Source organism: Cellulomonas terrae (genome assembly GCF_007990265.1).
Taxonomy (GTDB): domain Bacteria; phylum Actinomycetota; class Actinomycetes; order Actinomycetales; family Cellulomonadaceae; genus Cellulomonas; species Cellulomonas terrae.
In genome coordinates this window covers 71,075-92,902 of record NZ_BJWH01000019.1, presented here as the reverse complement: position 1 = coordinate 92,902, position 21,828 = coordinate 71,075, and the positions used below count along the sequence as shown (strand labels likewise).

The 21,828-nt window shown below is 72.6% G+C and carries 19 protein-coding genes; 10 read left to right on the top strand and 9 right to left on the bottom strand.

The window, feature by feature from the left end; translation table 11 throughout:
* Positions 1 to 45: 45 nt before the first annotated feature.
* Positions 46 to 1,287: a sugar ABC transporter substrate-binding protein gene (locus CTE05_RS15840; protein ID WP_146847279.1), complete on the bottom strand. Its 1,242-nt coding sequence runs from the start codon at positions 1,285 to 1,287 to the stop codon at positions 46 to 48.
* A 186-nt stretch (positions 1,288 to 1,473) separates the two neighbouring features.
* Here CTE05_RS15840 and CTE05_RS15835 point away from each other — a divergent pair, with 186 nt between their 5' ends.
* Positions 1,474 to 2,547 carry a LacI family DNA-binding transcriptional regulator gene (locus CTE05_RS15835; protein ID WP_146847272.1) on the top strand — a complete coding sequence of 358 codons (1,074 nt, stop codon included), beginning with the start codon at positions 1,474 to 1,476 and terminating at the stop codon, positions 2,545 to 2,547.
* Between the two features lie 79 nt (positions 2,548 to 2,626).
* Positions 2,627 to 4,372 (top strand): glycoside hydrolase family 13 protein, encoded by a 1,746-nt coding sequence (locus CTE05_RS15830; RefSeq protein WP_146847271.1) that lies wholly within the window; start codon positions 2,627 to 2,629, stop codon positions 4,370 to 4,372.
* A 43-nt stretch (positions 4,373 to 4,415) separates the two neighbouring features.
* On the opposite strand, the gene CTE05_RS15825 is transcribed toward CTE05_RS15830, so the two are convergent.
* Positions 4,416 to 5,813 carry an alpha-amylase gene (locus tag CTE05_RS15825; RefSeq protein ID WP_146847270.1) on the bottom strand — a complete coding sequence of 466 codons (1,398 nt, stop codon included), beginning with the start codon at positions 5,811 to 5,813 and terminating at the stop codon, positions 4,416 to 4,418.
* A gap of 78 nt (positions 5,814 to 5,891) precedes the next feature.
* Here CTE05_RS15825 and CTE05_RS15820 point away from each other — a divergent pair, with 78 nt between their 5' ends.
* Entirely contained in the window at positions 5,892 to 6,770 is an 879-nt protein-coding gene (locus tag CTE05_RS15820; RefSeq protein ID WP_146847269.1) for a carbohydrate kinase family protein, read from the top strand.
* A gap of 111 nt (positions 6,771 to 6,881) precedes the next feature.
* Here CTE05_RS15820 and dusB read toward each other — a convergent pair whose 3' ends face one another.
* The gene (dusB, locus tag CTE05_RS15815; protein WP_146847268.1) at positions 6,882 to 8,066 is read right to left on the bottom strand and encodes a tRNA dihydrouridine synthase DusB; all 1,185 of its coding nucleotides are present in this window, start codon (positions 8,064 to 8,066) and stop codon (positions 6,882 to 6,884) included.
* Between the two features lie 118 nt (positions 8,067 to 8,184).
* On the opposite strand from dusB, the gene CTE05_RS15810 reads away from it, so the two are divergent.
* A complete protein-coding gene (locus CTE05_RS15810; RefSeq protein WP_146847267.1) occupies positions 8,185 to 8,772 on the top strand; it encodes a SigE family RNA polymerase sigma factor in 588 nt (195 codons plus the stop codon).
* The gene (locus CTE05_RS15805; protein ID WP_146847266.1) at positions 8,769 to 9,725 is read left to right on the top strand and encodes a hypothetical protein; all 957 of its coding nucleotides are present in this window, start codon (positions 8,769 to 8,771) and stop codon (positions 9,723 to 9,725) included. Before CTE05_RS15810 ends, CTE05_RS15805 begins: the two co-directional genes overlap by 4 nt.
* Before the next feature lie 49 nt (positions 9,726 to 9,774).
* Here CTE05_RS15805 and CTE05_RS15800 read toward each other — a convergent pair whose 3' ends face one another.
* A complete protein-coding gene (locus CTE05_RS15800) occupies positions 9,775 to 11,160 on the bottom strand; it encodes a glycine--tRNA ligase (RefSeq protein WP_146847265.1) in 1,386 nt (461 codons plus the stop codon).
* A gap of 151 nt (positions 11,161 to 11,311) precedes the next feature.
* Between CTE05_RS15800 and CTE05_RS15795 the strand changes: the two genes are divergently transcribed.
* The 4 genes from CTE05_RS15795 to CTE05_RS15780 are packed head-to-tail and all read left to right on the top strand — an operon-like array spanning position 11,312 to position 14,516.
* Complete coding sequence (locus tag CTE05_RS15795) at positions 11,312 to 12,235, top strand: metal ABC transporter substrate-binding protein (protein WP_146847264.1); 924 nt, start codon at positions 11,312 to 11,314, stop codon at positions 12,233 to 12,235.
* Positions 12,232 to 13,008: a metal ABC transporter ATP-binding protein gene (locus CTE05_RS15790; RefSeq protein WP_246123694.1), complete on the top strand. Its 777-nt coding sequence runs from the start codon at positions 12,232 to 12,234 to the stop codon at positions 13,006 to 13,008. The genes CTE05_RS15795 and CTE05_RS15790 overlap by 4 nt, the downstream gene beginning before the upstream one ends.
* A complete protein-coding gene (locus CTE05_RS15785; protein WP_246123693.1) occupies positions 13,005 to 13,964 on the top strand; it encodes a metal ABC transporter permease in 960 nt (319 codons plus the stop codon). Before CTE05_RS15790 ends, CTE05_RS15785 begins: the two co-directional genes overlap by 4 nt.
* Before the next feature lie 9 nt (positions 13,965 to 13,973).
* Positions 13,974 to 14,516 carry a DedA family protein gene (locus CTE05_RS15780; RefSeq protein ID WP_246123688.1) on the top strand — a complete coding sequence of 181 codons (543 nt, stop codon included), beginning with the start codon at positions 13,974 to 13,976 and terminating at the stop codon, positions 14,514 to 14,516.
* On the opposite strand, the gene CTE05_RS15775 is transcribed toward CTE05_RS15780, so the two are convergent.
* Both CTE05_RS15775 and recO read right to left on the bottom strand, forming a co-directional pair.
* Entirely contained in the window at positions 14,501 to 15,283 is a 783-nt protein-coding gene (locus CTE05_RS15775; protein ID WP_146847263.1) for an isoprenyl transferase, read from the bottom strand. The genes CTE05_RS15780 and CTE05_RS15775 overlap by 16 nt on opposite strands.
* Positions 15,284 to 16,015: a DNA repair protein RecO gene (gene recO, locus CTE05_RS15770; RefSeq protein ID WP_146847262.1), complete on the bottom strand. Its 732-nt coding sequence runs from the start codon at positions 16,013 to 16,015 to the stop codon at positions 15,284 to 15,286.
* A gap of 83 nt (positions 16,016 to 16,098) precedes the next feature.
* Here recO and CTE05_RS15765 point away from each other — a divergent pair, with 83 nt between their 5' ends.
* Entirely contained in the window at positions 16,099 to 16,836 is a 738-nt protein-coding gene (locus CTE05_RS15765; RefSeq protein WP_146847261.1) for an endo alpha-1,4 polygalactosaminidase, read from the top strand.
* Between the two features lie 99 nt (positions 16,837 to 16,935).
* Here the strand turns inward: CTE05_RS15765 and leuA are convergent, their stop codons facing one another.
* The 3 genes from leuA to CTE05_RS15750 all read right to left on the bottom strand — a co-directional run bounded on the left by leuA (position 16,936) and on the right by CTE05_RS15750 (position 21,821).
* Complete coding sequence (gene leuA, locus CTE05_RS15760) at positions 16,936 to 18,681, bottom strand: 2-isopropylmalate synthase (protein ID WP_146847260.1); 1,746 nt, start codon at positions 18,679 to 18,681, stop codon at positions 16,936 to 16,938.
* A gap of 174 nt (positions 18,682 to 18,855) precedes the next feature.
* Entirely contained in the window at positions 18,856 to 20,358 is a 1,503-nt protein-coding gene (locus tag CTE05_RS15755) for an outer membrane protein assembly factor BamB family protein (protein ID WP_146847259.1), read from the bottom strand.
* A gap of 5 nt (positions 20,359 to 20,363) precedes the next feature.
* Positions 20,364 to 21,821, bottom strand: a complete 1,458-nt coding sequence (locus CTE05_RS15750) for an outer membrane protein assembly factor BamB family protein (RefSeq protein WP_146847258.1) — start codon at positions 21,819 to 21,821, stop codon at positions 20,364 to 20,366.
* Positions 21,822 to 21,828 lie beyond the last annotated feature (7 nt).

The following is a 21,828-nucleotide window of genomic DNA, read 5'->3' as shown; positions in this document are numbered from 1 at the left end:
GCCGAGGCCCTGGTCAGGACCTCGGCGAGCCGGTCGAGCGAGGCGTCAGCCGGCGTCGATCGCACCCTGGATGTTGGCGGTCATGGTGTTCCACGCCGCCGCGGGGTCAGCCGCCTGGCCACTGATGATCTGCACCTCGGTGGTGCCCCAGAAGCCCCAGACCGAGCCCATCTCGGGGATCGACGGCATCGGCGCACCGGTGGCACCGGCCTCGTTGAAGCCCTTGAGGATCGGGTCGTCGACCTTGTCGGCCGAGGCCGTCAGGGCCGGCAGGCGGCCACCCAGGTCGTAGAGCTGCGACTGGACCTTCTCGGTGGTCAGGTAGTTGACGACGAACTCGTTGGCGAGGACGGCGTTCTCCGACTTCGAGGAGATGAAGGCCCCCTGCACACCGACGAACGGCTGAGCGGGCTGGCCGCCGGCCGACGGCACGGGCAGGACGGTGATGTCGAGGCCGGCCTCGGTGAAGGCCGTCGTGTTCCACGGGCCCGTGATGATGTACGGCGCCTGGCCGTCGAGGAACGCCTGCTTGGCCTTCTCGCCGTCGACCGCCTGGTCGAGGACCTTCTCCTGGCCGAGCTTCTGCAGGTAGGCCGCGAAGGCGTCACCGTTGGGGCCGCCGAGGCCGAGCGTCGTGTTGTAGGAGCCGTCCGGGTTCGACTCGAACACCGGGGCGCCGAACGAGGTCTGCAGCGGGTACAGGTGGTACGCGTCGCCCTCGGCACCCTGCTGGATGATCACCGAGAACGGCGTGCCGGCACCCTTGGCCTGTGCGACGAGCTCGTCGAACGTCGTGGCGGGCGTGTCGGCGAGGATCGCGTTGTTGCGGACCAGCGCGATGTTCTCGATCGCGTAGGGCGTGCCGTACTGCGCGCCGTCGTACGCGAACGCGGACAGGGCGGCGGGCGAGAAGCCGTCGGCCTTGTCGCCGAGCTCGACCGGGGCGATGACGCCGTTGTTGACGAACTCGCCGGTCCAGTCGTGGGCGCCGATGATGACGTCCGGGCCCTCGCCCGTCGGCACCTGGGCCACGAAGTCGGTGCGGATGTCGCCCGAGAGCTTCTGCACGAGGTCGACCGTGACGCCGGTCTCGGCCTGGAACTCCTCGACGACAGGCTTCATGACGTCGATGCGGGTCTCGTCGACCCACATGGTCAGGGTGCCGGTGGCGGCGCTCTCGCTCGGTGCGGCCGACGAGTCGTCGCCGGTGTCGCCTGAGTCCGAGCACGCGGTGAGCGCCAGCGCGAGGCCGAGCGTCGCCGCGACGACAGGGATGCTCCGTCGCATCGTCATCTCCAAAGTGGGGTGTGTGCCGCGCGGCGGAACCCCACCGACGCTGGCCTGATGGACCAGAAGTTAGCCTCGTTGCCACAGCGCTTGCAAGTCGTTACGGTAACTTTCAGGCAACGGTTTCAGAGGCGTGCTCCAGGCGTCCCGGTGACCTTCATGAACGATTACGGACGAGGAGGTCCGGTGTCCCCTACGCTGCCGCCTGTGCGCACCCGACTGACGGATCTGGCCGAGCAGGCCGGCGTCAGCACGGCAACGGTGTCTCGGGTCCTCAACGGCAAGCACGGCGTGTCGGCCCAGGCGCGGCAAGCCGTGCTGGCGGCTCTCGACGTGCTCGGCTACGAGCGCCCCGAGAAGCTGCGCACCCGGTCCGCCGGCCTCGTCGGCCTCGTCGTTCCCGAGCTGTCGAACCCGGTCTTCCCCGCGTTCGCGCAGGTCATCGAGACGATGCTCACCGAGCGCGGGTACACGCCCCTGCTCTGCACGCAGTCCCCCGGTGGGACCACCGAGGACCAGTACGTCGAGATGCTGCTCGAGCACGCCGTCGACGGGATCGTCTTCGTGTCCGGCCTGCACGCCGACACGACCGCCAGCAAGGAGCGGTACCACCGCCTGCGCAGCCGCGGCATGCCGATCGTGCTGGTCAACGGCTTCGCCGAGGGGGTCGACGCACCGTCGGTGTCGACCGACGACTCCGCCGCGCTGGACCTCGCGTTCCGGCACCTCGTCTCGCTCGGCCATCGCTCGATCGGCCTGGCGATCGGCCCCGAGCGCTTCGTGCCCGCGGCTCGCAAGCGGGTGGAGTTCGCGCTGAACCTCGAGCGCCACCTCGGCGTGACCGACGCCGACCCGCACGTCGTGACGACGCTGTTCACGGTCGAGGGCGGCCAGGCCGCAGCCCTCGAGCTCATCGACTCCGGGCACACCGCGATCATCTGCGGCTCGGACCTCATGGCCCTCGGGGCCATCCGTGCGGCCCGCTCGCGCGGGCTGTCCGTGCCGCTCGACCTGTCCGTGGTCGGCTTCGACGACTCGCCGCTGATCGCGTTCACCGACCCGCCCCTGACCACCGTGCGCCAGCCGGTGCTCTCGATGGGGCACGCCGCCGTCTCCGCCCTCGTCGGCGAGATCAACGGCACCCCGGCGTCCCGGACCGAGCTGAAGTTCCACCCCGAGCTCATCGTCCGAGGCTCCACGGGCGCCGCACCAGCTCTGACCTCGGTCGCTGTGACCACAGAGGCTTCCGCCGTACTCTGATCGACCGCGAGTCCTCCTGGACAGCTGTTCGGCAACGGCGCCTCCCCCTTCTGACACCCCCGAAGTGAGGCATGCCCGCATGACGACGATCGACACCCGACCCCTGCGCACCCTGGTGCACACCGCCGGAGCGCCCGAGGGCGAGTGGTGGCGGGACGCCGTGATCTACCAGGTCTACCCGCGCTCGTTCGCCGACGCGTCCGGCGACGGCATCGGCGACCTGCCCGGCGTGACCTCGCGGCTGGACCACCTGGCCGAGCTCGGCGTCGACGCCGTGTGGCTCTCGCCGTTCTACCGCTCCCCGCAGGCCGACGCCGGGTACGACGTCGCCGACTACCGCGACGTCGACCCGCTGTTCGGCACGCTCGCGGACTTCGACGAGATGCTCGAGCGCGCCCACCGCCTCGGCCTGCGCGTCATCGTCGACCTCGTGCCCAACCACACCTCGGACGAGCACGTCTGGTTCCAGGCTGCCCTGGCGGCGGGCCCGGGCTCCCCGGAGCGTGCCCGCTACCTGTTCCGTGAGGGCCGCGGCGTGGACGGGACCGAGCCGCCCAACAACTGGCAGTCGATCTTCGGCGGCCCGGCCTGGACGCGGACGACCGACCCCGACGGCACACCCGGCGAGTGGTACCTGCACCTGTTCGACTCGCGCCAGCCCGACCTCGACTGGGAGCACCCCGAGGTCCGGTCCGAGTTCGAGGACGTGCTGCGGTTCTGGCTCGACCGTGGGGTCGACGGCTTCCGGATCGACGTCGCGCACGGCATGGTGAAGGCGCCCGGGCTGCCCGACTGGGACGGCCACGTGTCCATGATCGAGGGGAACGAAGACGCAGGCGACGTCGAGGCCGTTGACTCGGTCTCCGGGGCCGGCAACCAGGGCCCGATGTTCGACCAGGACGGCGTGCACGACATCTACCGCGCGTGGCACAGGGTCCTCGCGGAGTACCCCGGCGACCGCGCGCTCGTCGCCGAGGCGTGGGTGGAGCCGCTGTCCCGGCTGAGCCGCTACGTCCGACCGGACGAGATGCAGCAGGCCTTCAACTTCGCGTTCCTGGCGACGCACTGGGACGCCCCCGCGCTGCGCACCGTCGTCGAGGCCTCGTACCGCGCGTCCGACGCCGTCGGCGCCCCGACCACGTGGGTGCTCTCGAACCACGACGTCGTGCGGCACGCGTCGCGCCTCGGCCTGGCGGAGCCGGGCTCGCGCCCGAACGGCATCGGGCACGGCGACGAGCAGCCCGACGAGGCCCTCGGCCTGCGCCGCGCTCGCTGCGCGTCGCTGCTCATGCTCGGCCTGCCCGGCTCGGCGTACCTGTACCAGGGCGAGGAGCTCGGACTGCCCGACCACACCTCCCTCGACGACGACCTGCGCCAGGACCCGGCGTTCTTCCGGACCGGCGGTGCCGAGCGCGGTCGCGACGGCTGCCGCGTGCCGCTGCCGTGGGCGTCGGACGCCGAGGGCTTCGGCTTCTCGCCGACCGGGGTGACCTGGCTCCCCCAGCCCGCCGAGTGGGCCTCCTACGCCCTGGACGCGCAGCGCGGCGTCCCCGGGTCGACGTACGAGACCTACCGCTCGGCGCTGCAGCTGCGCCGCGAGTCCGCTCTCGGCTCGGGCGGGATGGAGTGGCTGCACGGCCTCGGCGACGACGTCATCGCGTTCGTGAACCGCGACGTGCTGGTCGTCGCGAACCTCGGCCCGACGCCGATCGCGCTGCCCGCCGGGGCCGAGCTGCTGCTCGCCTCGACCGACCCGACGGTCGGCGACGACGGTGCGGTGCACGTGCCCTCGGACGTCACGGTGTGGGCGCGCTACACGGTCTGACCTGCACGGACGGCCCCGCCCTCGCGGCGGGGCCGTCCTGCGTTCACGGTCGGGACGTGACGTCCCACGCCTGGGCGGACCGCGGCGGGACCGCGACGGTGAGGGTGCCGTCCCGCACGGTCGACGCGGTGCAGTCGCCCGTCGCCAGCACGTCGCAGTAGTCGCCGTCCGGCAGGCTCGTCGCCAGGTCGGCGCGCAGCTCGTCGTCACCGGCGTTCACGACCACGAACCCGCGCTCGCCCCGCCCGAACGCCACCGCGTCACCCTGCGACCACTCGTCGAGGCGGGGTGCGTCGCCGACGGCGTTCCGCCAGCCGACCATGCCGGCGATCTCGGGCCAGCGGTGCTGGCAGACCCAGTCGCCGTCCTGCTCGCACGTGGCGTCGAGCACCCGCCCCGCGGAGTCCTGCGGTGGTCCTGCGTCGCGGTCGGAGAACGCGTAGCCGCTGTAGACCACCGGCGTGCCGTACGTCCCCGCGAGCATGAGGACGTTCGCCAGCACGTACTGCTCGCCGTCGGTGTGGTTGAGCGTCGAGCCGTTGCGCTCGGTGTCGTGGTTGTCGACGAACACCACCGCCTGCTCGGACGGCACCCAGGTCGACGACGTGCCGAGGTCCAGGGCCAGGCGCGGTGAGCCCGCCAGCACGCCCCGGAGCTCCTCGCCGTACGCGAACTCGTAGACCTGGCCGTTGCCGAGGTACTGCTCGGGGGTGATCGGCTCGCCGCTGCCCCGGATGACCTCCTGCGCGATGCCTGTCCCGTCCGGCAGGTCCTCGATGATCGCGGCGATGTCGTCGGCGGCCATGTGCTTGGCCGCGTCGATGCGGAAGCCGTCGACACCGAGGGAGAGCAGGTCCTCCAGGTAGGCGGTGATCGTCGAGCGCACGTGGTCGGTCTCCGTGGCGAGGTCGGCGAGGTTCACCAGCTCGCACGTCTGGACCTGCGCGGCGTCCTGGTAGCTCGCGATGTCGTCGTTCGCGGTCAGGCCGCAGTGGTGGAAGTCGGCGTCGGTCCAGATCCCGGGGTAGTCGTAGTGGCTGTACGACGAGCCCGCCCAGCCGGTGCCGGGGTCGTCCTGTCCGGTCATGTGGTTGACGACCGCGTCCGCCCACACGTCGACGCCCGCGTCGTGGCACGTCTCGACCATCGCCGCGAACTGCTCGCGCGTGCCCAGCCGGGACTCCACGCGGTAGCTCACCGGCTGGTAGGCGGTCCACCACTCCTCACCGACGATGTGCTCCTGCGGCGGGCTGGTGACCACCCGGGCGTACCCCGCGGGGCCGAGCGTGTCCGTGCACTCCGTGGCGATCGCCTCCCACGTCCACTGGAAGAGCTGGACGCCGACGTCGCGACGCTCCGGAGGGTCCGGTGTCCCGCTGCACGCCGCGAGCAGCAGGAGGGCGCCGAGCGGGGCGGTCGCACGGGCGAGCAGGCGCGTCATCGTCACCATCCGGGGAGGGCTGCAACACGTTGCAGCAACTTGCGAGTCACGCCACCCTAGCGCCCTAGGGTGGGCACCGTGCCTCGCGTCCTCGTCAACGGTCCCGCCTCCTGGAACACCCTGATCCGGCTCCCGGCGCTGCCGGACCCGCGCTCGCAGACGCTGTTCGCCAGCGGTCACCACGACGGCCTCGGCGGGACGTCGGCGGGCAAGGCGATCACGCTCGCGGCACTGGGCGTCGACGTCACCCTGCGCACCGCCCTCGGCGACGACCGCGAGGGCTCGCTCGTGCGCACCGCGCTCGCGCACCCCCGGATCACACTGGTCGTCCAGGACGTCCCGGCCACCGAGCGGCACGTCAACCTGATGGCCGACGACGGCTCGCGGGTCTCGCTCTACCTCGAGCTGCCGTCGCCGCCACCCGCTCCGCTTCCGACCCTCGACGGCGTCGCCACCGCCGTCCTCGACCTGGCCGACCACAGCCGTCCGCTGCTCGTCGCCGCTCGCGCGGCCGGTGTGCCGGTCTGGTGCGACGTGCACGACGACGACGGCACCGGTGAGTACCCCCGCGACTTCGTGGCGGCCGCCGACGTGCTGCTGGTCAGCGCGGCGCGGCTGACGGACCGTCGCGCCTACCTGGCGGACGCGGTCGCCCGTGGGTGCCGGCTGGCCGTGTGCACCGACGGCGGACACGGCGCTCTCGCGCTCGACGCCGACGGCTGGATCGAGGTGCCGGCCGCGCACGTGGACGAGGTCGTCGACGCCAACGGCGCCGGCGACGCGTTCCTGGCGGGACTGCTCAGCGGCACGCTCGACGGCCTGCCCGTCGAGGACGCTCTCGCCCGCGCGTCAGCGGCCGGCGCGCTCGCGGTCACGACCACCGCGCTCGGCGCGCCGACGGCCACCGTCGCGACCCTGGACCGCACCGCCGCCACGCTCGACGTGAAGCGCGTCTGACGACCAAGCCCTCAGTGCTGTTCGGAACCCGCCGAACAACACCCATGGCTTGCTCACGCCACGGCACCTCCGTCCACCGACGCGCTCCCCCGGCACTCGTCGATCAGGGGGTCAGCCGCCCGAGACGCTCAGCTCGGCCTCGTGGAGGGCCTTCGCGAACTCTGCCGACAGGTCGCGGGAGTCCAGCCAGCCGTACGGCAGCAGCGGTCGCTTGGGCGATCCCGCACGGCCACGCTGACCCTCCGCGCCGGCCCCCGGGTAGCCCTGGTCCAGGTCGAGGCGACCGAGGCGCTCGTCGAGCTCCGCCATCGTCGACACCAACCCGAGCGCGGCCCGGGTCTCCCCACCGACGACGTACCCCTTGAAGTACCAGGCCATGTGCTTGCGCATCTCGCGCAGCGCCTTGCCCTCGTCGCCGAAGTGCTCGACCATCAGCTCGGCGTGGCGGCGCACGATCGTCGCGACGTAGCCGAGACCGGGCTTGATGCGCTCGTCGGAGCCGGCGAACGCGGCGGCGAGGTCGGCGAACAGCCACGGCCGACCCTGGCAGCCGCGACCGACGACGACCCCGTCGCAGCCGGTCTGCGCGACCATCTCCAGGGCGTCCTCGGCGGACCAGATGTCCCCGTTGCCCAGCACCGGGATGTCGGTGACGGTCGCCTTGAGCTGCGCGATCGCGTCCCAGTCGGCGGTGCCGGAGTAGTAGTCGGCCGCCGTGCGGGCGTGCAGCGCGACGGCCGCGACACCGACCTCCTGCGCGACCAGCCCGGCCTCCAGGTAGGTCAGGTGGTCGTCGTCGATGCCCTTGCGCATCTTCACGGTGACCGGGACGCCGTAGGGACGCGCGGCGTCGACCGCGGCGGTGATGATCGCCCGGAACAGGTCCCGCTTCCACGGCAGCACGGCTCCCCCGCCGCGGCGCGTGACCTTGGGCACCGGGCACCCGAAGTTGAGGTCGACGTGGTCGGCGCGGTCCTCGCTCGCGATCAGCCGGACCGCGGCACCGACCGTCGCGGGGTCGACGCCGTACACCTGCACGGACCGCGGCCGCTCGTCCGGCTCGTGGGAGATGATCCGCATCGACTCCTCGCCACGCTCGACCAGCGCGCGGGAGGTGACCATCTCGGCGACGTACAGCCCGGCACCGGACTCGCGGCACAGGCGGCGGAAGGCGGCGTTCGTGACGCCGGCCATGGGGGCCAGGACCACGGGGGTGTCGATGGTCAGCGGACCGATGCGCAACGGCGGCAGCACGGCGCCGGGGCGCGCCGGAACCGCAGGAGTCGTCAAGGTCATGGACCCATTGTCCCTCAGCCGAGCAACCAGCCGCTCTCCGGCTCCTCCGGCACGGCGGAGCGTCACCGCCGCGCTCAACCTTCCGGGCGGGTGCTGCGTCTTCTACGGTGTGACCCCGATGCCCCACGCGCCGCAGCGCCCCGCCCCTGCCGACGACGTCGGCGACGAGTCGGTGCGCGTCCTGAGCACCGGCGGCCCACCCGACACCGACGCCGAGTTCACCGCGTTCATGCAGGCGCACTCCGCCGACCTGCTGCGCACCGCGTGGCTGCTCGTCGGCGACGCGCACCGCGCCGAGGAGCTCGTCCAGCACGCGCTGGTCCGCACCTACGCCTCGTGGTCCCGCACCCGTCGCGACGACCCGCTGGCCTACGCCCGGCGGACCCTGGTGAACCTGCGGATCGACACGTGGCGCCGACGACGCCGCGAGGTGCTGTCGGCACCGGAGCACCTGCCGGAGGGTTCGTCCGCGGGCACCCTCGGGCCGTCCGACGACCGCGACCAGCTGGTCCGCGCCCTCGCGCTGCTGTCCCCCCGCCAGCGCCGGATCGTCGTGCTGCGGCACTTCGTCGGGCTGCCTGAGGCCGAGGTCGCCGCCGAGCTCGGTGTAAGCATCGGCACCGTGAAGTCCACCGCGTCCCGCAGCCTCGCGACCCTGCGCACCGCCCTGACCTCGAACGACACGACCGACCGGAGCGCCCGATGAACGCCGCCCTGTCCGACGAGGACCTCGTCCGGAGCCTGCGCGCCCGGGCCGACCTCGTGCTGCCGGAGATGTCGCTCGACGTGGGGAAGACCGTCGTCGCAGGTCGACGACGCCGACGCCGACGAGCCGTCGCAGGCTCGGCGTCGGCCGTCGCCGTGCTCGCGCTCGTCGCCGGTGCCGCCCTCGGCGTGATCCCGTTCCCCCGTCCCGCGCCGGTCGCGACGCAGGTCCCCCGCACGCTCGGCACCGACCCGTCGGTCGAGGTGGCGCACAACGTCTGGGCGGCCAACCTGCCGATCTCGCGGACCGGTCCGGACGGCGCCTGGCTCGACCTGAACCTGTCCGTGGAGGTCGACACCCGGTCCCGCACGGGCGGGCGGATCTACCCGGTCGGCGTAGACGCTCTCGAGGGCCTTCCTGACGGCCGCGCGGGCGTGACCGTCGCCGCCCGGGACGGGTACGACGGCGGGAACGGCAGGTCCCTCGGCGCGGCCGCCACCGTGACATGGAGCACCGACGGGACTGCCGACCGCGGTGCGCTGTACCCGGCGGCGCGGAGGGCGGTCTTCAAGGTGCCACCCGCCAGCCTGGGCAACGACTTCCGGAACAACGTCGTGGTTCTCGTCGGCTCCGTCCCGTCCTGGCTCGAGAACCCCCGGGTGTTCGTGTCGTATCCGCACGGGATCTCCGGCGACGCCGATGGCGACGACGTCATCGAGTCGTGGGCAGACACGTTCGAGGTCCCCACCTTCCGGGCACCCGGCTCCGACGCACTCCTCTTCGCGCTCCGCGAGAACACCACGGTCGCCAACTTCATCGAGCTGCAGGGCTCCGCTCCCCCGTTCGCGACGTACGTCGGTGCGGACGGCACGGTCGTCGCGGGCGAGGGCTGCGGCAGGCTCGGCGCCTGCGATCTCACCTCCGACGAGGTGCTCGCCCGCGTCGAGCCCTAGACGTACCGCAGGCCCGGAGCATCGCTCCGGGCCCGCGGCGTCGATCGCGTCAGGCGCCGACGAGGTGCTGCGCCAGGTAGCCGACGACCTTGTCCAGGGCGACGCGCTCCTGCGTCATGTCGTCGCGGTGGCGGATGGTGACGGCCTGGTCGTCGAGCGTGTCGAAGTCGACGGTGATGCAGAACGGCGTGCCGATCTCGTCCTGGCGGCGGTACCGGCGGCCGATGGCGCCGGCGTCGTCGAACTCGACGTTCCAGCTCTTGCGGAGCTCGGCGGCGAGGTCGCGAGCCTTGGGCGACAGCGACTCGTTGCGGGACAGCGGGAGCACCGCGGCCTTGACCGGGGCCAGGCGCGGGTCGAGCTTGAGCACGGTGCGGACGTCGACGCCGCCCTTGGTGTTGGGCGCCTCGTCCTCGGTGTAGGACTCGACGAGGAACGCCATCAGGGATCGGGTCAGACCGGCCGCGGGCTCGATGACGTACGGCACGTAGCGCTCGTTCTTCGCCTGGTCGAAGTACGACAGGTCCTGGCCGGAGTGCTCCGTGTGGGTCTTGAGGTCGAAGTCCGTCCGGTTGGCGATGCCCTCGAGCTCGCCCCACTCGCTGCCCTGGAACCCGAACCGGTACTCGATGTCGACGGTGCGCTTCGAGTAGTGCGAGAGCTTCTCGGCCGGGTGCTCGTAGTGCCGCAGGTTGTCGCGCGCGATGCCGAGGTCGACGTACCAGTCGGTGCGCTGGTCGATCCAGTACTGGTGCCACGTCTCGTCGGTGCCGGGCTCGACGAAGAACTCCATCTCCATCTGCTCGAACTCGCGCGTGCGGAAGATGAAGTTGCCGGGCGTGATCTCGTTGCGGAACGACTTGCCGATCTGGCCGATGCCGAACGGCGGCTTCTTGCGGGACGTGGTGCTCACGTTGGCGAAGTTCACGAAGATGCCCTGCGCGGTCTCGGGCCGCAGGTAGTGCAGGCCGGACTCGTCCTCGACGGGGCCGAGGTAGGTCTTGAGCATCATGTTGAAGTCGCGGGGCTCGGTCCACTGGCCGCGGGTGCCGCAGTTGGGGCAGGCGATGTCGGCGAGGCCGTTCTCGGGGGCGCGGCCCTTCTTCTCCTCGAACTCCTCCAGCATGTGGTCCTCGCGGAACCGCTTGTGGCAGGAGAGGCACTCGGTCAGCGGGTCGGTGAAGACGCCGACGTGGCCGGAGGCGACCCAGACCTGCCGCGGCAGGATCACCGAGGAGTCGAGGCCGACGATGTCGTCGCGGCTGGTCACCATCGTGCGCCACCACTGGCGCTTGATGTTCTCCTTGAGCTCGACGCCCAGCGGTCCGTAGTCCCAGGCGGAGCGGGTACCTCCGTAGATCTCACCGCTCGGGAAGACGAACCCGCGCCGCTTGGCGAGGGAGACGACGGAGTCCAGGCGGGAGGGTGCAGCCACGATCGATCACTCCAGGGTGGTGTGTCCGCGGCTGGGTGCAGCGGACGGGTGGACCGCAGCGGGGAGCGCCACGGTGGAGACAGAGGTTGAGCAGCCAGGCTACCGGTCGTCGGCCCGACGCGTTTTGACAACCGTTCTCGCCTAACTGAGAATGATCGTCATGTCCATCCCGCGTCGTCTCGCCCTGCTCATCGCCCTCCCCCTGGTGCTGACCGGGTGCGCGACCTCCTCCGGCGCCGAGGACGGGACCGTGGACGTCCTGGCGTCGTTCTACCCGCTCCAGTTCGTCGCCGAGCAGGTCGGCGGGGACCGGGTGGACGTCGACTCGCTCACTCCCCCCGGAGCCGAGCCGCACGACGTCGAGCTCTCTCCCGCGCAGGTCTCCCGCATCGACGGAGCCGACCTCGTGGTGTACCTGTCCGGCTTCCAGGCTGCGGTCGACGACGCCGTCACCCAGACCTCGCCGGAGCACGTCGTGGACGCCGCCACCGAGGCGACCCTGCGCCCGGAGGGGCACGAGGAGGAGTCCCCGGAGGAGCACGACGAGCACGAGCACGGGGACACCGACCCGCACTTCTGGCTGGACCCGAGCCGGATGCCGTCCGTCGTCGACGACGTCGCGGCCGCCCTCAGCGAGCTCGACCCGGACGGGGCCGACACGTTCGCCGCCAACGCCGCGGCGCTCACGCAGCGGTTCCAGGAGCTCGACGCGGCCTACGAGACGGGGCTCGCGCAGTGCGACTCCCGCACGTTCGTCACGTCCCACGAGGCGTTCGGCTACCTCGCCGACCGCTACGACCTGCACCAGGTCGGTATCTCCGGCATCGACCCGGAGGCCGAGCCGTCACCCGCGCGGCTGGCCGAGGTCTCGACGATCGTCCGCGACGAGGGCGTGACGACGATCTTCTTCGAGACGCTCGTCAGCCCGAAGGTGGCGGAGACGCTGGCCGACGACCTCGGCGTCGACACGGCGGTGCTCGACCCGATCGAGGGTCTCTCCGACCCCGACGCCGACTACTTCTCGATCGCCGAGGCCAACCTCGACGCTCTGCGCATGGCATTGTCCTGCTCGTGAGCACACCCGTGATCGAGGCCACCGGCCTCGGCGTGACGCTCGGCGGCCAGCCGATCCTCGACGGCATCGACCTCGTCGTGCCCGCCGGGGAGGTGCTGGCTCTGCTCGGCGCCAACGGCTCCGGCAAGTCGACCCTCGTGCGCTCCCTGCTCGGCGTGGTGACGCGCACCGCGGGCGACGTCCGGCTGTTCGGCGCCCCGCTCGGCCCGTCGGCCCCCTGGGACCGCATCGGGTACGTGCCGCAGCGGCTGCCCGCCGCCGCGGGGGTCCCGGCGACCGCCTACGAGGTCGTCACGTCCGGGCTGCTGCACGGCCGCACGCTGCGACCGCACCGCGGGCACAAGCGCCGCGCCCTCGACGCGCTCGCCGACGTCGGCCTCGCGGACCGCGCGTTCCACCGCGTGCAGGAGCTGTCCGGCGGTCAGCAGCAGCGCGTCCTCATCGCCCGGGCCCTCGTGCGCGACCCCGACCTGCTGGTCCTCGACGAGCCGACCTCCGGCATCGACATCCCGACCCAGGCGACGTTCGTCGACACCGTCAGCCGCCTGCACGACGCGGGCACCACCGTGGTCGTGATCCTGCACGAGCTCGGCCCGTTCTCGTCCCTCATCGACCGCGCGGTCGTCCTGCGGCACGGTCGCGTCGCGCACGACGGGCCACCACCCCGCGCCCGTGGCGAGCACGCCGGCGAGTGGCACGACCACACGCACGCCCACCCCGACCCCGAGCCCCCACGGACCGGTCCGTCGCTGTCGGTGGAGGTGAACCCGTGACCGCGTGGGACCAGGTCCTCGAGCTGCTCGGCTCGCCCCTCATGCAGCGCGCCCTCCTCGCGGCCGTCCTCGTCGGCGCCGCCGCACCCGTCGTCGGCACGTTCCTCGTCCAGCGCCGGATGGCCCTCCTCGGCGACGGCATCGGGCACGTCGCGCTCACCGGTGTGGCGCTCGGCTGGCTGGTCGGCAGCTGGGCCGGTCTCGTGCCGCAGGACACGCTCGCGCTGCCCGGAGCGGTCGTCGCCGCCGTCGTCGGATCGATCGTCATCGAGCTGGTGCGCGAGCGCGGCCGGACCAGCGGCGACCTCGCCCTCGCGCTCATGTTCTACGGCGGCATCGCCGGCGGCGTCCTGCTCATCAAGCTCGCGGGCGGCACCAACGCCAACCTCATCAGCTACCTCTTCGGCTCCATCTCGACCGTGTCCACCGCCGACCTGTGGTGGACCGCGGCCCTCGCCGTCCTCGTGCTCGGCGTGGGCGTCGGTCTGCGCACCGCCCTGTTCGCCGTCAGTCACGACGAGGAGTTCGCCCGCGCCAGCGGGCTGCCCGTGCGGCTGCTGTCGATGCTCGTCGCGACCATCGCCGCCCTCACCGTCACCATCGCGATGCGCGTCGTCGGGCTCCTGCTGGTCAGCGCCCTGATGATCGTGCCGGTGGCGATCGCGCAGCTGTTCGCCCGGTCGTTCAACCGCACCATGACCCTGGCCAGCGTGATCGGCGTCGTCGTCAGCGTCGCGGGACTCGTGCTCACGTACTGGCAGGACATCCCGCCCGGGGCGACGATCGTCGTGCTGGCGATCGGCGTGTACGCGGTCGCCGCGACGCTGCAGCCGGTCCTGCGCAGGCCCCCGCCCCCGCAGGACCCGCACCCCGACATGGTCGACGACGTCCTGCTGGTCGACGACGTCGACGATGCTGACGGTGCGACAGTTAGGCGACCCTCACCTACGACGTAGGATCGCAGCGTGGACCCCCTCGACGCCTATCACCTCGGCAGTGTGCCGCTCGGCGTCGCCGTCGCCGGACTGTTCGTGATCGTGATGGCGCGGTCGCACGGCACGTACTGGGCGGGCCGGGGCGTGGTCCGCGGGGCGCAGGCCGTCCACGAGCAGGAGGGTGCTCCCGGGTGGTGGCACGCCACCGTGCGGCGGCTCGAGACGTGGACGGACAGGCGGAGTGCGCAGCGTGGCCTCGACCTGGTCCGGCGCTGGGGTCCGATCGCCGTCACGCTGGCCTACCTGACCGTCGGGCTGCAGACCGCGATCTTCGCCGCGGCCGGGCTCGTGAAGATGCCGTACGTGCGCTTCGCGATCGCGTCGATCCCGGGCGCGCTGATCTGGGCGGTCGTCTGGGCGACGATCGGCTTCGGCGCCGTGTGGGGCGCCCTCTCCTTGTTCGCGACGTCGCCGTGGGTGCTCGCGGCGGTGGTGCTGCTCGTGCTCGTCGCGGTCGGCTGGGTCGTGCGTCGGCGGCTGCTGCGCCGGGCGGGTGTTCAGGCCGAGGTCTGACCCGGCTTGTCCACGGCCCCGCCGTAGCGCCGGTCCCGTTGCGCGTACGTCTCGACCGCCCGCCACAGGTGCCTGCGGTCGACGTCCGGCCACGGCTCGTCCAGGAACACCAGCTCGGCGTACGCGGCCTGCCAGATCATGAAGTTCGACGTGCGCTGCTCCCCCGACGACCGCAGGAACAGGTCCACGTCCGGCAGGTCCGGCTCGTCGAGGTACCGCGCGAAGAGCTTCTCGTTGACCTTCTCCGGCTTCACGCGACCAGCGGCCACCTCACGTGCGATCGCCTGCGCGGCGTCGGCGATCTCTGCTCGCCCGCCGTAGTTCACGCACATCGTCAGCGTGACAGTGGAGTTCTGCCTGGTCAGCTCCTCCGCCGTCTCGAGCTCCGCGATGACCGACCGCCACAGCCTCGGCCGCCGACCGGCCCAGCGCACGCGCACGCCCCACGAGTTCATGAGGTCCCGGCGCCGGCGCAGCACGTCCCGGTTGAACCCCATGAGGAAGCGCACCTCGTCGGGTGACCGGGACCAGTTCTCGGTGGAGAACGCGTACGCCGAGACGTACTCGACGCCCACCTCGATGGCACCGGCGACGACGTCGAGCAGGGACGCCTCCCCCGCGGCATGACCGGCCGTCCGGGGCAGGCCCCGCGCGTTCGCCCACCGGCCGTTGCCGTCCATGACGACGGCCACGTGCCGGGGCACGAACTCCTTCGGGATCGCGGGAGCGCGTTCGCCGCTGGGGTGCGGCGGGGGTGGGACCGGCATTCAGACCCTCTCGACCATCGGCAGCGAGCGCAGCTGGCGCTCGAGGTGGAACTGGCAGAACGCCGCGACCAGACCGTTGCCCTCGCCGCGGTGCCGCTCGGCGCTGGCGTCGGCGACGGCCCAGTCTCCCCCGAGCAGCGCCGCCAGGAGCGCGAACGTCTCGGGTGCCGGTGCGGCCGCACCGGGCGGTCGGCACGCCCGGCAGACCGCCCCGCCCGACGCCACCGCGAACGCGGCGTGCGGCCCGGGCTCCCCGCAGCGTGCGCAGTCGGTGAAGCTGGGCGCCCACCCGGCGACGGAGAGCGCCCGCAGCAGGTACGAGTCGAGCACCAGGCCCGGCGCGTGGTCACGGCCCGCCAGCGCCTTCACCGCGCCCACCAGGAGCCAGTACTGCTGGAGGGAGGGCTCACGCTCGGCCTCGACCAGGCGGTCCGCCGTCTCCAGCATGACCGTGCCGGCGGTGTAGAGCGTGTAGTCCTCGCAGATCTTGCGGCCGAACGGGCCCAGCGTCTCCGCCTGCGTGACGATGTCGAGGTTGCGCCCCGTGCTCAGCTGCAGGTCGACGTACATGAACGGCTCGAGCCGCGACCCGAACTTCGACGACGTGCGGCGCACCCCCTTGCCGACGGCACGGACCTTCCCGTGCGACCGGGTCAGGAGGGTGACGATGCGGTCGGCCTCCCCCAGCTTGTGGGTGCGCAGGACGATCGCCTCGTCGCGGTAGAGGCTCACCGGACCATTCTCCCCCGCGCCGCCCACACCGGTGCCCCGGGACACGCGTCGGCTCCCCGCGGGTCCGGGTGCGACGATCAGGCGTGCGACGAGCGACTCTGGCGGTGGCGACCGTGCTGACCCTCGCCGCGTGCGCACCTGCCGCGGACGTCGCGCCGCTGCCCGGCGGGGTCGCCGACTACCAGCTGGGCGAGCCGTACCCGCCGGCCGAGGACGTCACGGTCGTCGTCCGGGACTCGACGACGTCCCCCGAGCCCGGCGTCTACTCCGTCTGCTACGTCAACGCGTTCCAGACCCAGCCCGGTGAGTCCGTCGACCCCGCCCTGCTGCTGACCCCGGACCCGGCCTGGCCCGACGAGTTCCTGCTGGACACGGCGCAGCGTGACGCGCTCGTCGACCGGGTCGAGGACGTGCTGGCACGGTGCAGCACCGCGGGGTTCGACGCCGTCGAGCTGGACAACCTCGACTCCTGGACCCGCTCCGCCGGACAGCTGGACCGCCGGGACACCCTGGCGGTCGCCGCCGCCATGACGGACGCCGCCCACGCGCGCGGGCTGGCGGTCGGGCAGAAGAACACGCCGGAGCTCACCGCCGACGAGGTGGCCGACATCGGGTTCGACTTCGCGGTCGCCGAGGAGTGCCACGAGTTCGACGAGTGCGCCGCGTACACCGACCTGCACGGCGACCAGGTGATCGCCGTCGAGTACACGGGCACGCTCACCGAGATCTGCGCCGACCCGGACCGGCCGGCCATGACCAGCCTGCGCGACCGGGAGCTCGTCGCCCCGGGATCGCCGGGGTACGCGTCCGAGCACTGCTGACCCGGGGAGGAGTGCGGGCGGGATCGCCGGACGCACCCCTCCCCGGGCACACCGACCGGCGGGGTGTCCGCCTGGTCGGTGGCTCTGGGGCGGGAGCGCTCAGCGCTCGTGCCGGTTGACCGCCGAGATGATCGCCTTGAGGGAGGCCGTCGTGATCGACGGGTCGATGCCGACGCCCCACAGGATCTCGTCGCCGATGGCGCACTCGACGTACGCGGCCGCGGTCGCGTCGCCACCGGAGGAGAGCGCGTGCTCGGCGTAGTCCAGCACCGCGACGTCGACCCCGAGGGTCTTCACGGCCGCGACGAACGCCGCCACCGGACCGTTGCCGGAGCCCTGGAGCGTGCGCTGCACCCCGCGGTCGACGAGGTCCACCTCCAGCGTGTCTGGCCCGTCCTCCACGCTGGTCCCCCGCGTGCCGCGCAGCGAGAACCGGCCCCACGGCGCGAACGGGCTGCCCGGCTCCACCGGCAGGTACTCGTCGTTGAAGATGTGCCACAGCTCGTCGGCCGTGACCTCGGTGCCGTGCTGGTCGGTGTGCCGCTGCACCACCTGGGAGAACTCGATCTGCAGCCGGCGCGGCAGGTCCAGGTCCTTCTCGGACTTCATCAGGTAGCTGATGCCGCCCTTCCCGGACTGCGAGTTCACGCGGATGATCGCCTCGTAGGACCGGCCCACGTCCTTCGGGTCGATCGGCAGGTACGGGACGGCCCAGACGATGTCGTCGATCGTCTTGCCCTGCCGCTGCGCCGAGACCTCCAGCGCGTCCAGGCCCTTCTTGATGGCGTCCTGGTGCGAGCCCGAGAACGCCGTGAACACCAGGTCCCCGCCGTACGGGTGCCGCTCGCCCACCGGCAGCTGGTTGCAGCGCTCCACCGTGCGACGGATGTGGTCGATGTCGGAGAAGTCGAGCTGCGGGTCGACGCCCTGGCTGAACAGGTTCATGCCGAGGGTCACCAGGCAGACGTTCCCGGTGCGCTCGCCGTTGCCGAACAGGCAGCCCTCGATGCGGTCGGCACCGGCCAGGTAGCCCAGCTCCGCGGCCGCGACGGCCGTGCCCCGGTCGTTGTGCGGGTGCAGCGACAGCACGACGCTCTCGCGGTAGCGCAGGTTGCGGCTCATCCACTCGATCGAGTCCGCGTAGACGTTCGGGGTCGCCATCTCGACGGTGGCCGGCAGGTTGATGATCACCTTGCGGTCCGGCGTCGGCTCCAGGACCTCCAGCACCGCGTTGCATACCCGCAGCGCGAACTCCAGCTCGGTGCCGGTGTAGGACTCGGGCGAGTACTCGTAGTAGACGTCCGTGTCCGGGACGAGCTCCTCGTACTTGCGGCAGAACCGGGCGCCCGACACCGCGATGTCGACGATGCCGTCCTCGTCCGAGCGGAACACGACCTCGCGCTGCAGCGTGGAGGTCGAGTTGTACAGGTGCACGATCGCCTGCTTGGCCCCCGCGATCGCCTCGTACGTCCGCTCGATCAGGTGCTCACGCGCCTGCGTCAGCACCTGGATCACGACGTCGTCCGGGATGCGGTCCTCCTCGATGAGCATCCGCACGAAGTCGAAGTCCGTCTGCGACGCCGAGGGGAAGCCGACCTCGATCTCCTTGAAGCCCATCTGCACCAGCAGCTCGAACATCTCGAGCTTGCGGGCCGGGTTCATCGGCTCGATCAGCGCCTGGTTCCCGTCGCGCAGGTCCACCGCGCACCAGCGCGGGGCCCGGGTGACGCGGTTGTCGGGCCACCGGCGGTCGGGCAGGTCGACGCGGATCTGCTCGTGGAACGGCCGGTACTTGTGCACCGGCATCGACGACGGCTGCTGTGCGCTCGTCTCCAGGTAGGTCATGTCTTCTCGTCCTTCGGGGCGGTTCGGCGGGGAGTCAGCCGGCACACACGACACCGCGACGAGGATGCGGCCTAGAGGGCCTCGTCGCGGCAGCGAAGAAGGAGGGTGACTGCGAGCACGATGTCACCGTACCCCGAACGACCGGACGTTCCGCAACCTTGCGGGCAGGTCGTCTCACCGCAGGGCGACCAGGCGCGAGTCCCCGACCGCGTACAGGTGCGCGCCCAGCCGCAGCGGCCGGGGAGCGTCGACGGGCAGCGACGTGTCCCAGACCGTCGCGCCGTCGTCGAGCGAGAGCGCCGTGAGCGCCGGCAGCCCGCTCGGCGCCTCCCGCTCCACGACGAGCCGCTCGCCGTCCGTGAACGTGCGTCCGATCGTCGGCCCGAACGACCGTCGCCAGACCTGCTCACCGGTCCGCGCGTCCAGGCCGACGAGAGCGCCACCGCCGCGGACCACGACCCTGCCGGCGACGTCGGCGGCCACCTCGGGCGCCGGCACGAGCGCCCGCCAGACGGCCTCCGCCGAGCCGGGGACGTACGCGCGCACGCGGCCGCCGAGCGGTCCACCCGTCAGGCCGCTCGCCGCGAACACGAGGCCGGACGTGCCGTCGCTGACCCGGGGCTGGACCAGCGAGCCGCGGACGGTGAACGACGGCTCGCGCCCGCCGGTGGACAGCTCGGAGACGGCGTCGACACCCGCCTCCCGCACACGGAACCGGGTGCGCACGAGCGTGCCGTCCTCGAGGAGGCGCACCTGGTCGGCCGCCGTGGCGCCCTCCGGACGCGGTAGCCGGTCCCCCGTCCGCGCGTCGAGCACCAGGGTGACCTCGTTGCCGGTGGCGGCCACGAGGTCACCCGCCGCGACCAGGCGGACCCTGCTGCTGCCCGCCGACTGGAAGGTCGACCACCGCTCGGTCGCCCACCGCGTGGCTCCGGTCGCCGGGTCCAGACGGCGCACGGCCAGCATCCCCCACGCGTACGTCGCCACGACGAGGTCCGACCCCGCCTGCGCGGTCGCCACGACCCAGCCGGCCACGTCGCTGCGGGACAGCACGTCGCCGTCCGCCGGGTCGATCCGGAGCAGGACCGACGTCCCCGCCCCGGCACCGGGGGCATCCGGTCGGGCGGGGTCGTCCGGGACGAACCGGCGGCTGTCGGCGGGCGGCTCCGGGCCGACGACGCACACGAGGTCCGCGTCCACCGGCCGGCACAGCACGGTGTCCGGGACGAGGGCGCCGTCGAGCGGCACCGACCACCTCTCGTGGCCCGCGACGACGTCCAGCCCGACGATCCGGCGCCCGGTCGTGGAGCCGTCCGCGACGACGACGACATCGCCCGCGAGCACTGGTGCGACCGAACCGTCCGCCGCCGCCGACCACCGCTCGCGCGGCGCCGTCTCGAGCGGCCGGACGGCACCGGGGAACGCGGCGGCCCGGAGCACCGCGGCACGCTCGTGCCCGCCGACCCACGCCGGCACCCCCACGGCCACGGTCGCGGCGACCGCCACCGCGCACACCGAGGCGAGCGCCGCACGCGCCGGACGGCGCGCGGCCCAGGCCCCCAGCCGCACGGCACCGGCCCGCAGCCGCTGCGGGCCCGACCGCACGCGGTCCTCGACCCCCGCGCCGTCCTCGTCGAGCCTGACGCGCTGCATCTCCGGCCGCAGAGCCGACGACATGACGGTCAGCCGTAGACGATCAGGTCGTTCTCGGTGCGGACGACGAGGTAGCCGCCCACGGCGTCGACGCTGCGGACCCCCTCCGGCAGCGGGACCGACCAGTACCGGACGCCGTCCTCGAGCCCCAGGCCCCACAGCTGAGGCCGGCCGTCGGGGCTCGTGCCGGGACCGAGGACGAGCGTGCCGTCGGAGACGGGGTCCCAGGTGAGGACGCCGCCGGTGTCGACGTCCCAGAGCAGCGAGCCGTCCGTCACGTCCAGCACGCCGTAGCGGTCCGCGCCGGACACGACCATCCGCTGTGCCACCAGGAGGCGCGGGTCGAGCTGCGACGCGGTGCGCCACAGGGGCTCACCGGTCGTCGAGTCGACCGCGGACACCTGCGAGCCCTCGTCGACGATGATCTCGCCGGACGCCGACCCGTCGTCCGCCGACAGCTGCGCGGGCAGGCCCTGCACGTCGAAGAGCGCCGTGCCCCCGGCGTCGTGGACCTTCCCTCCGCCCACGGGAGCCCAGGTCGCGAACCCGTCGCCGAGCGCCGCCACCTGGAGCCCGCCGAACCGCGGTCCGGTCAGGAGCGTGCTCCCGTCGTCGACGTCGAGGACGATCGTCGCCCCGCCGTCGAGCACGATCAGGCCAGGCAGCACGCGCATCGTCGCCGCGACGCTGATCGCGGGGTCGTTCATCACGACCGGGGTGACGACCGACCAGACCACGTCCCCGGTCCGGGCGTCCCGCCGCTGCACGATCATCCGGCCCTCGGCGTCGAGCGTGCCCACCACGAGGTCGTCCGCGATGCGGTCGAACGCGACGAGCGACCCCCGGACGTCCCACTCCCCGAGGCGCTCGCCGTCCTGCGCCGACAGCGGCACGACCGAGACCCGGGGCGGCTCCTGGATCGACGCGTCGTCGGAGTAGAGCACCGGTGGGTGCCGGACGAGGCACACGACGAGGTCCCCGGCGTCGCCGCGCAGGGGCGGGCACACCGCCGCGGTCGCCTCGAACCCGGAGCGTGACACCGGGGCCAGGTCGATCGACCACCGCAGCGCACCGTCCAGAGGGTCGTGCGAGGCCACCGTCCAGGCCTGCTCGCCCTCCGCGAGGACGACGAGCGCGCCGTCGGCCGCCAGCACCGTGCCCGGCAGCGTGGACCCGCGGGTCTCCCACAGCGGTCCGGGCGCGGCGCCGAGGGGGCGGACCAGGCCGGGCACCCCGGCGATGCGGGCGACGAACGCGCGGTCCCGGGCCGAGACCACGACACCGGCCGCCACCACCCCGAGCACGACGACGGCCGCCACGGGCCACCACCGCCGCAGGACGCGCGCACCGGTCGGGGGAGGTTCGACGACGACCGAGACGTCGTCCAGGGGCGGGGGGTTGTCCGCCGGGCGCGACCGGTCGGCCGCGGTCGGGGCGTCCTCGACCTCGACGAGCTGCATCCGTGCAGCGGGGCGTCGGTCCGCCATGGTTCGA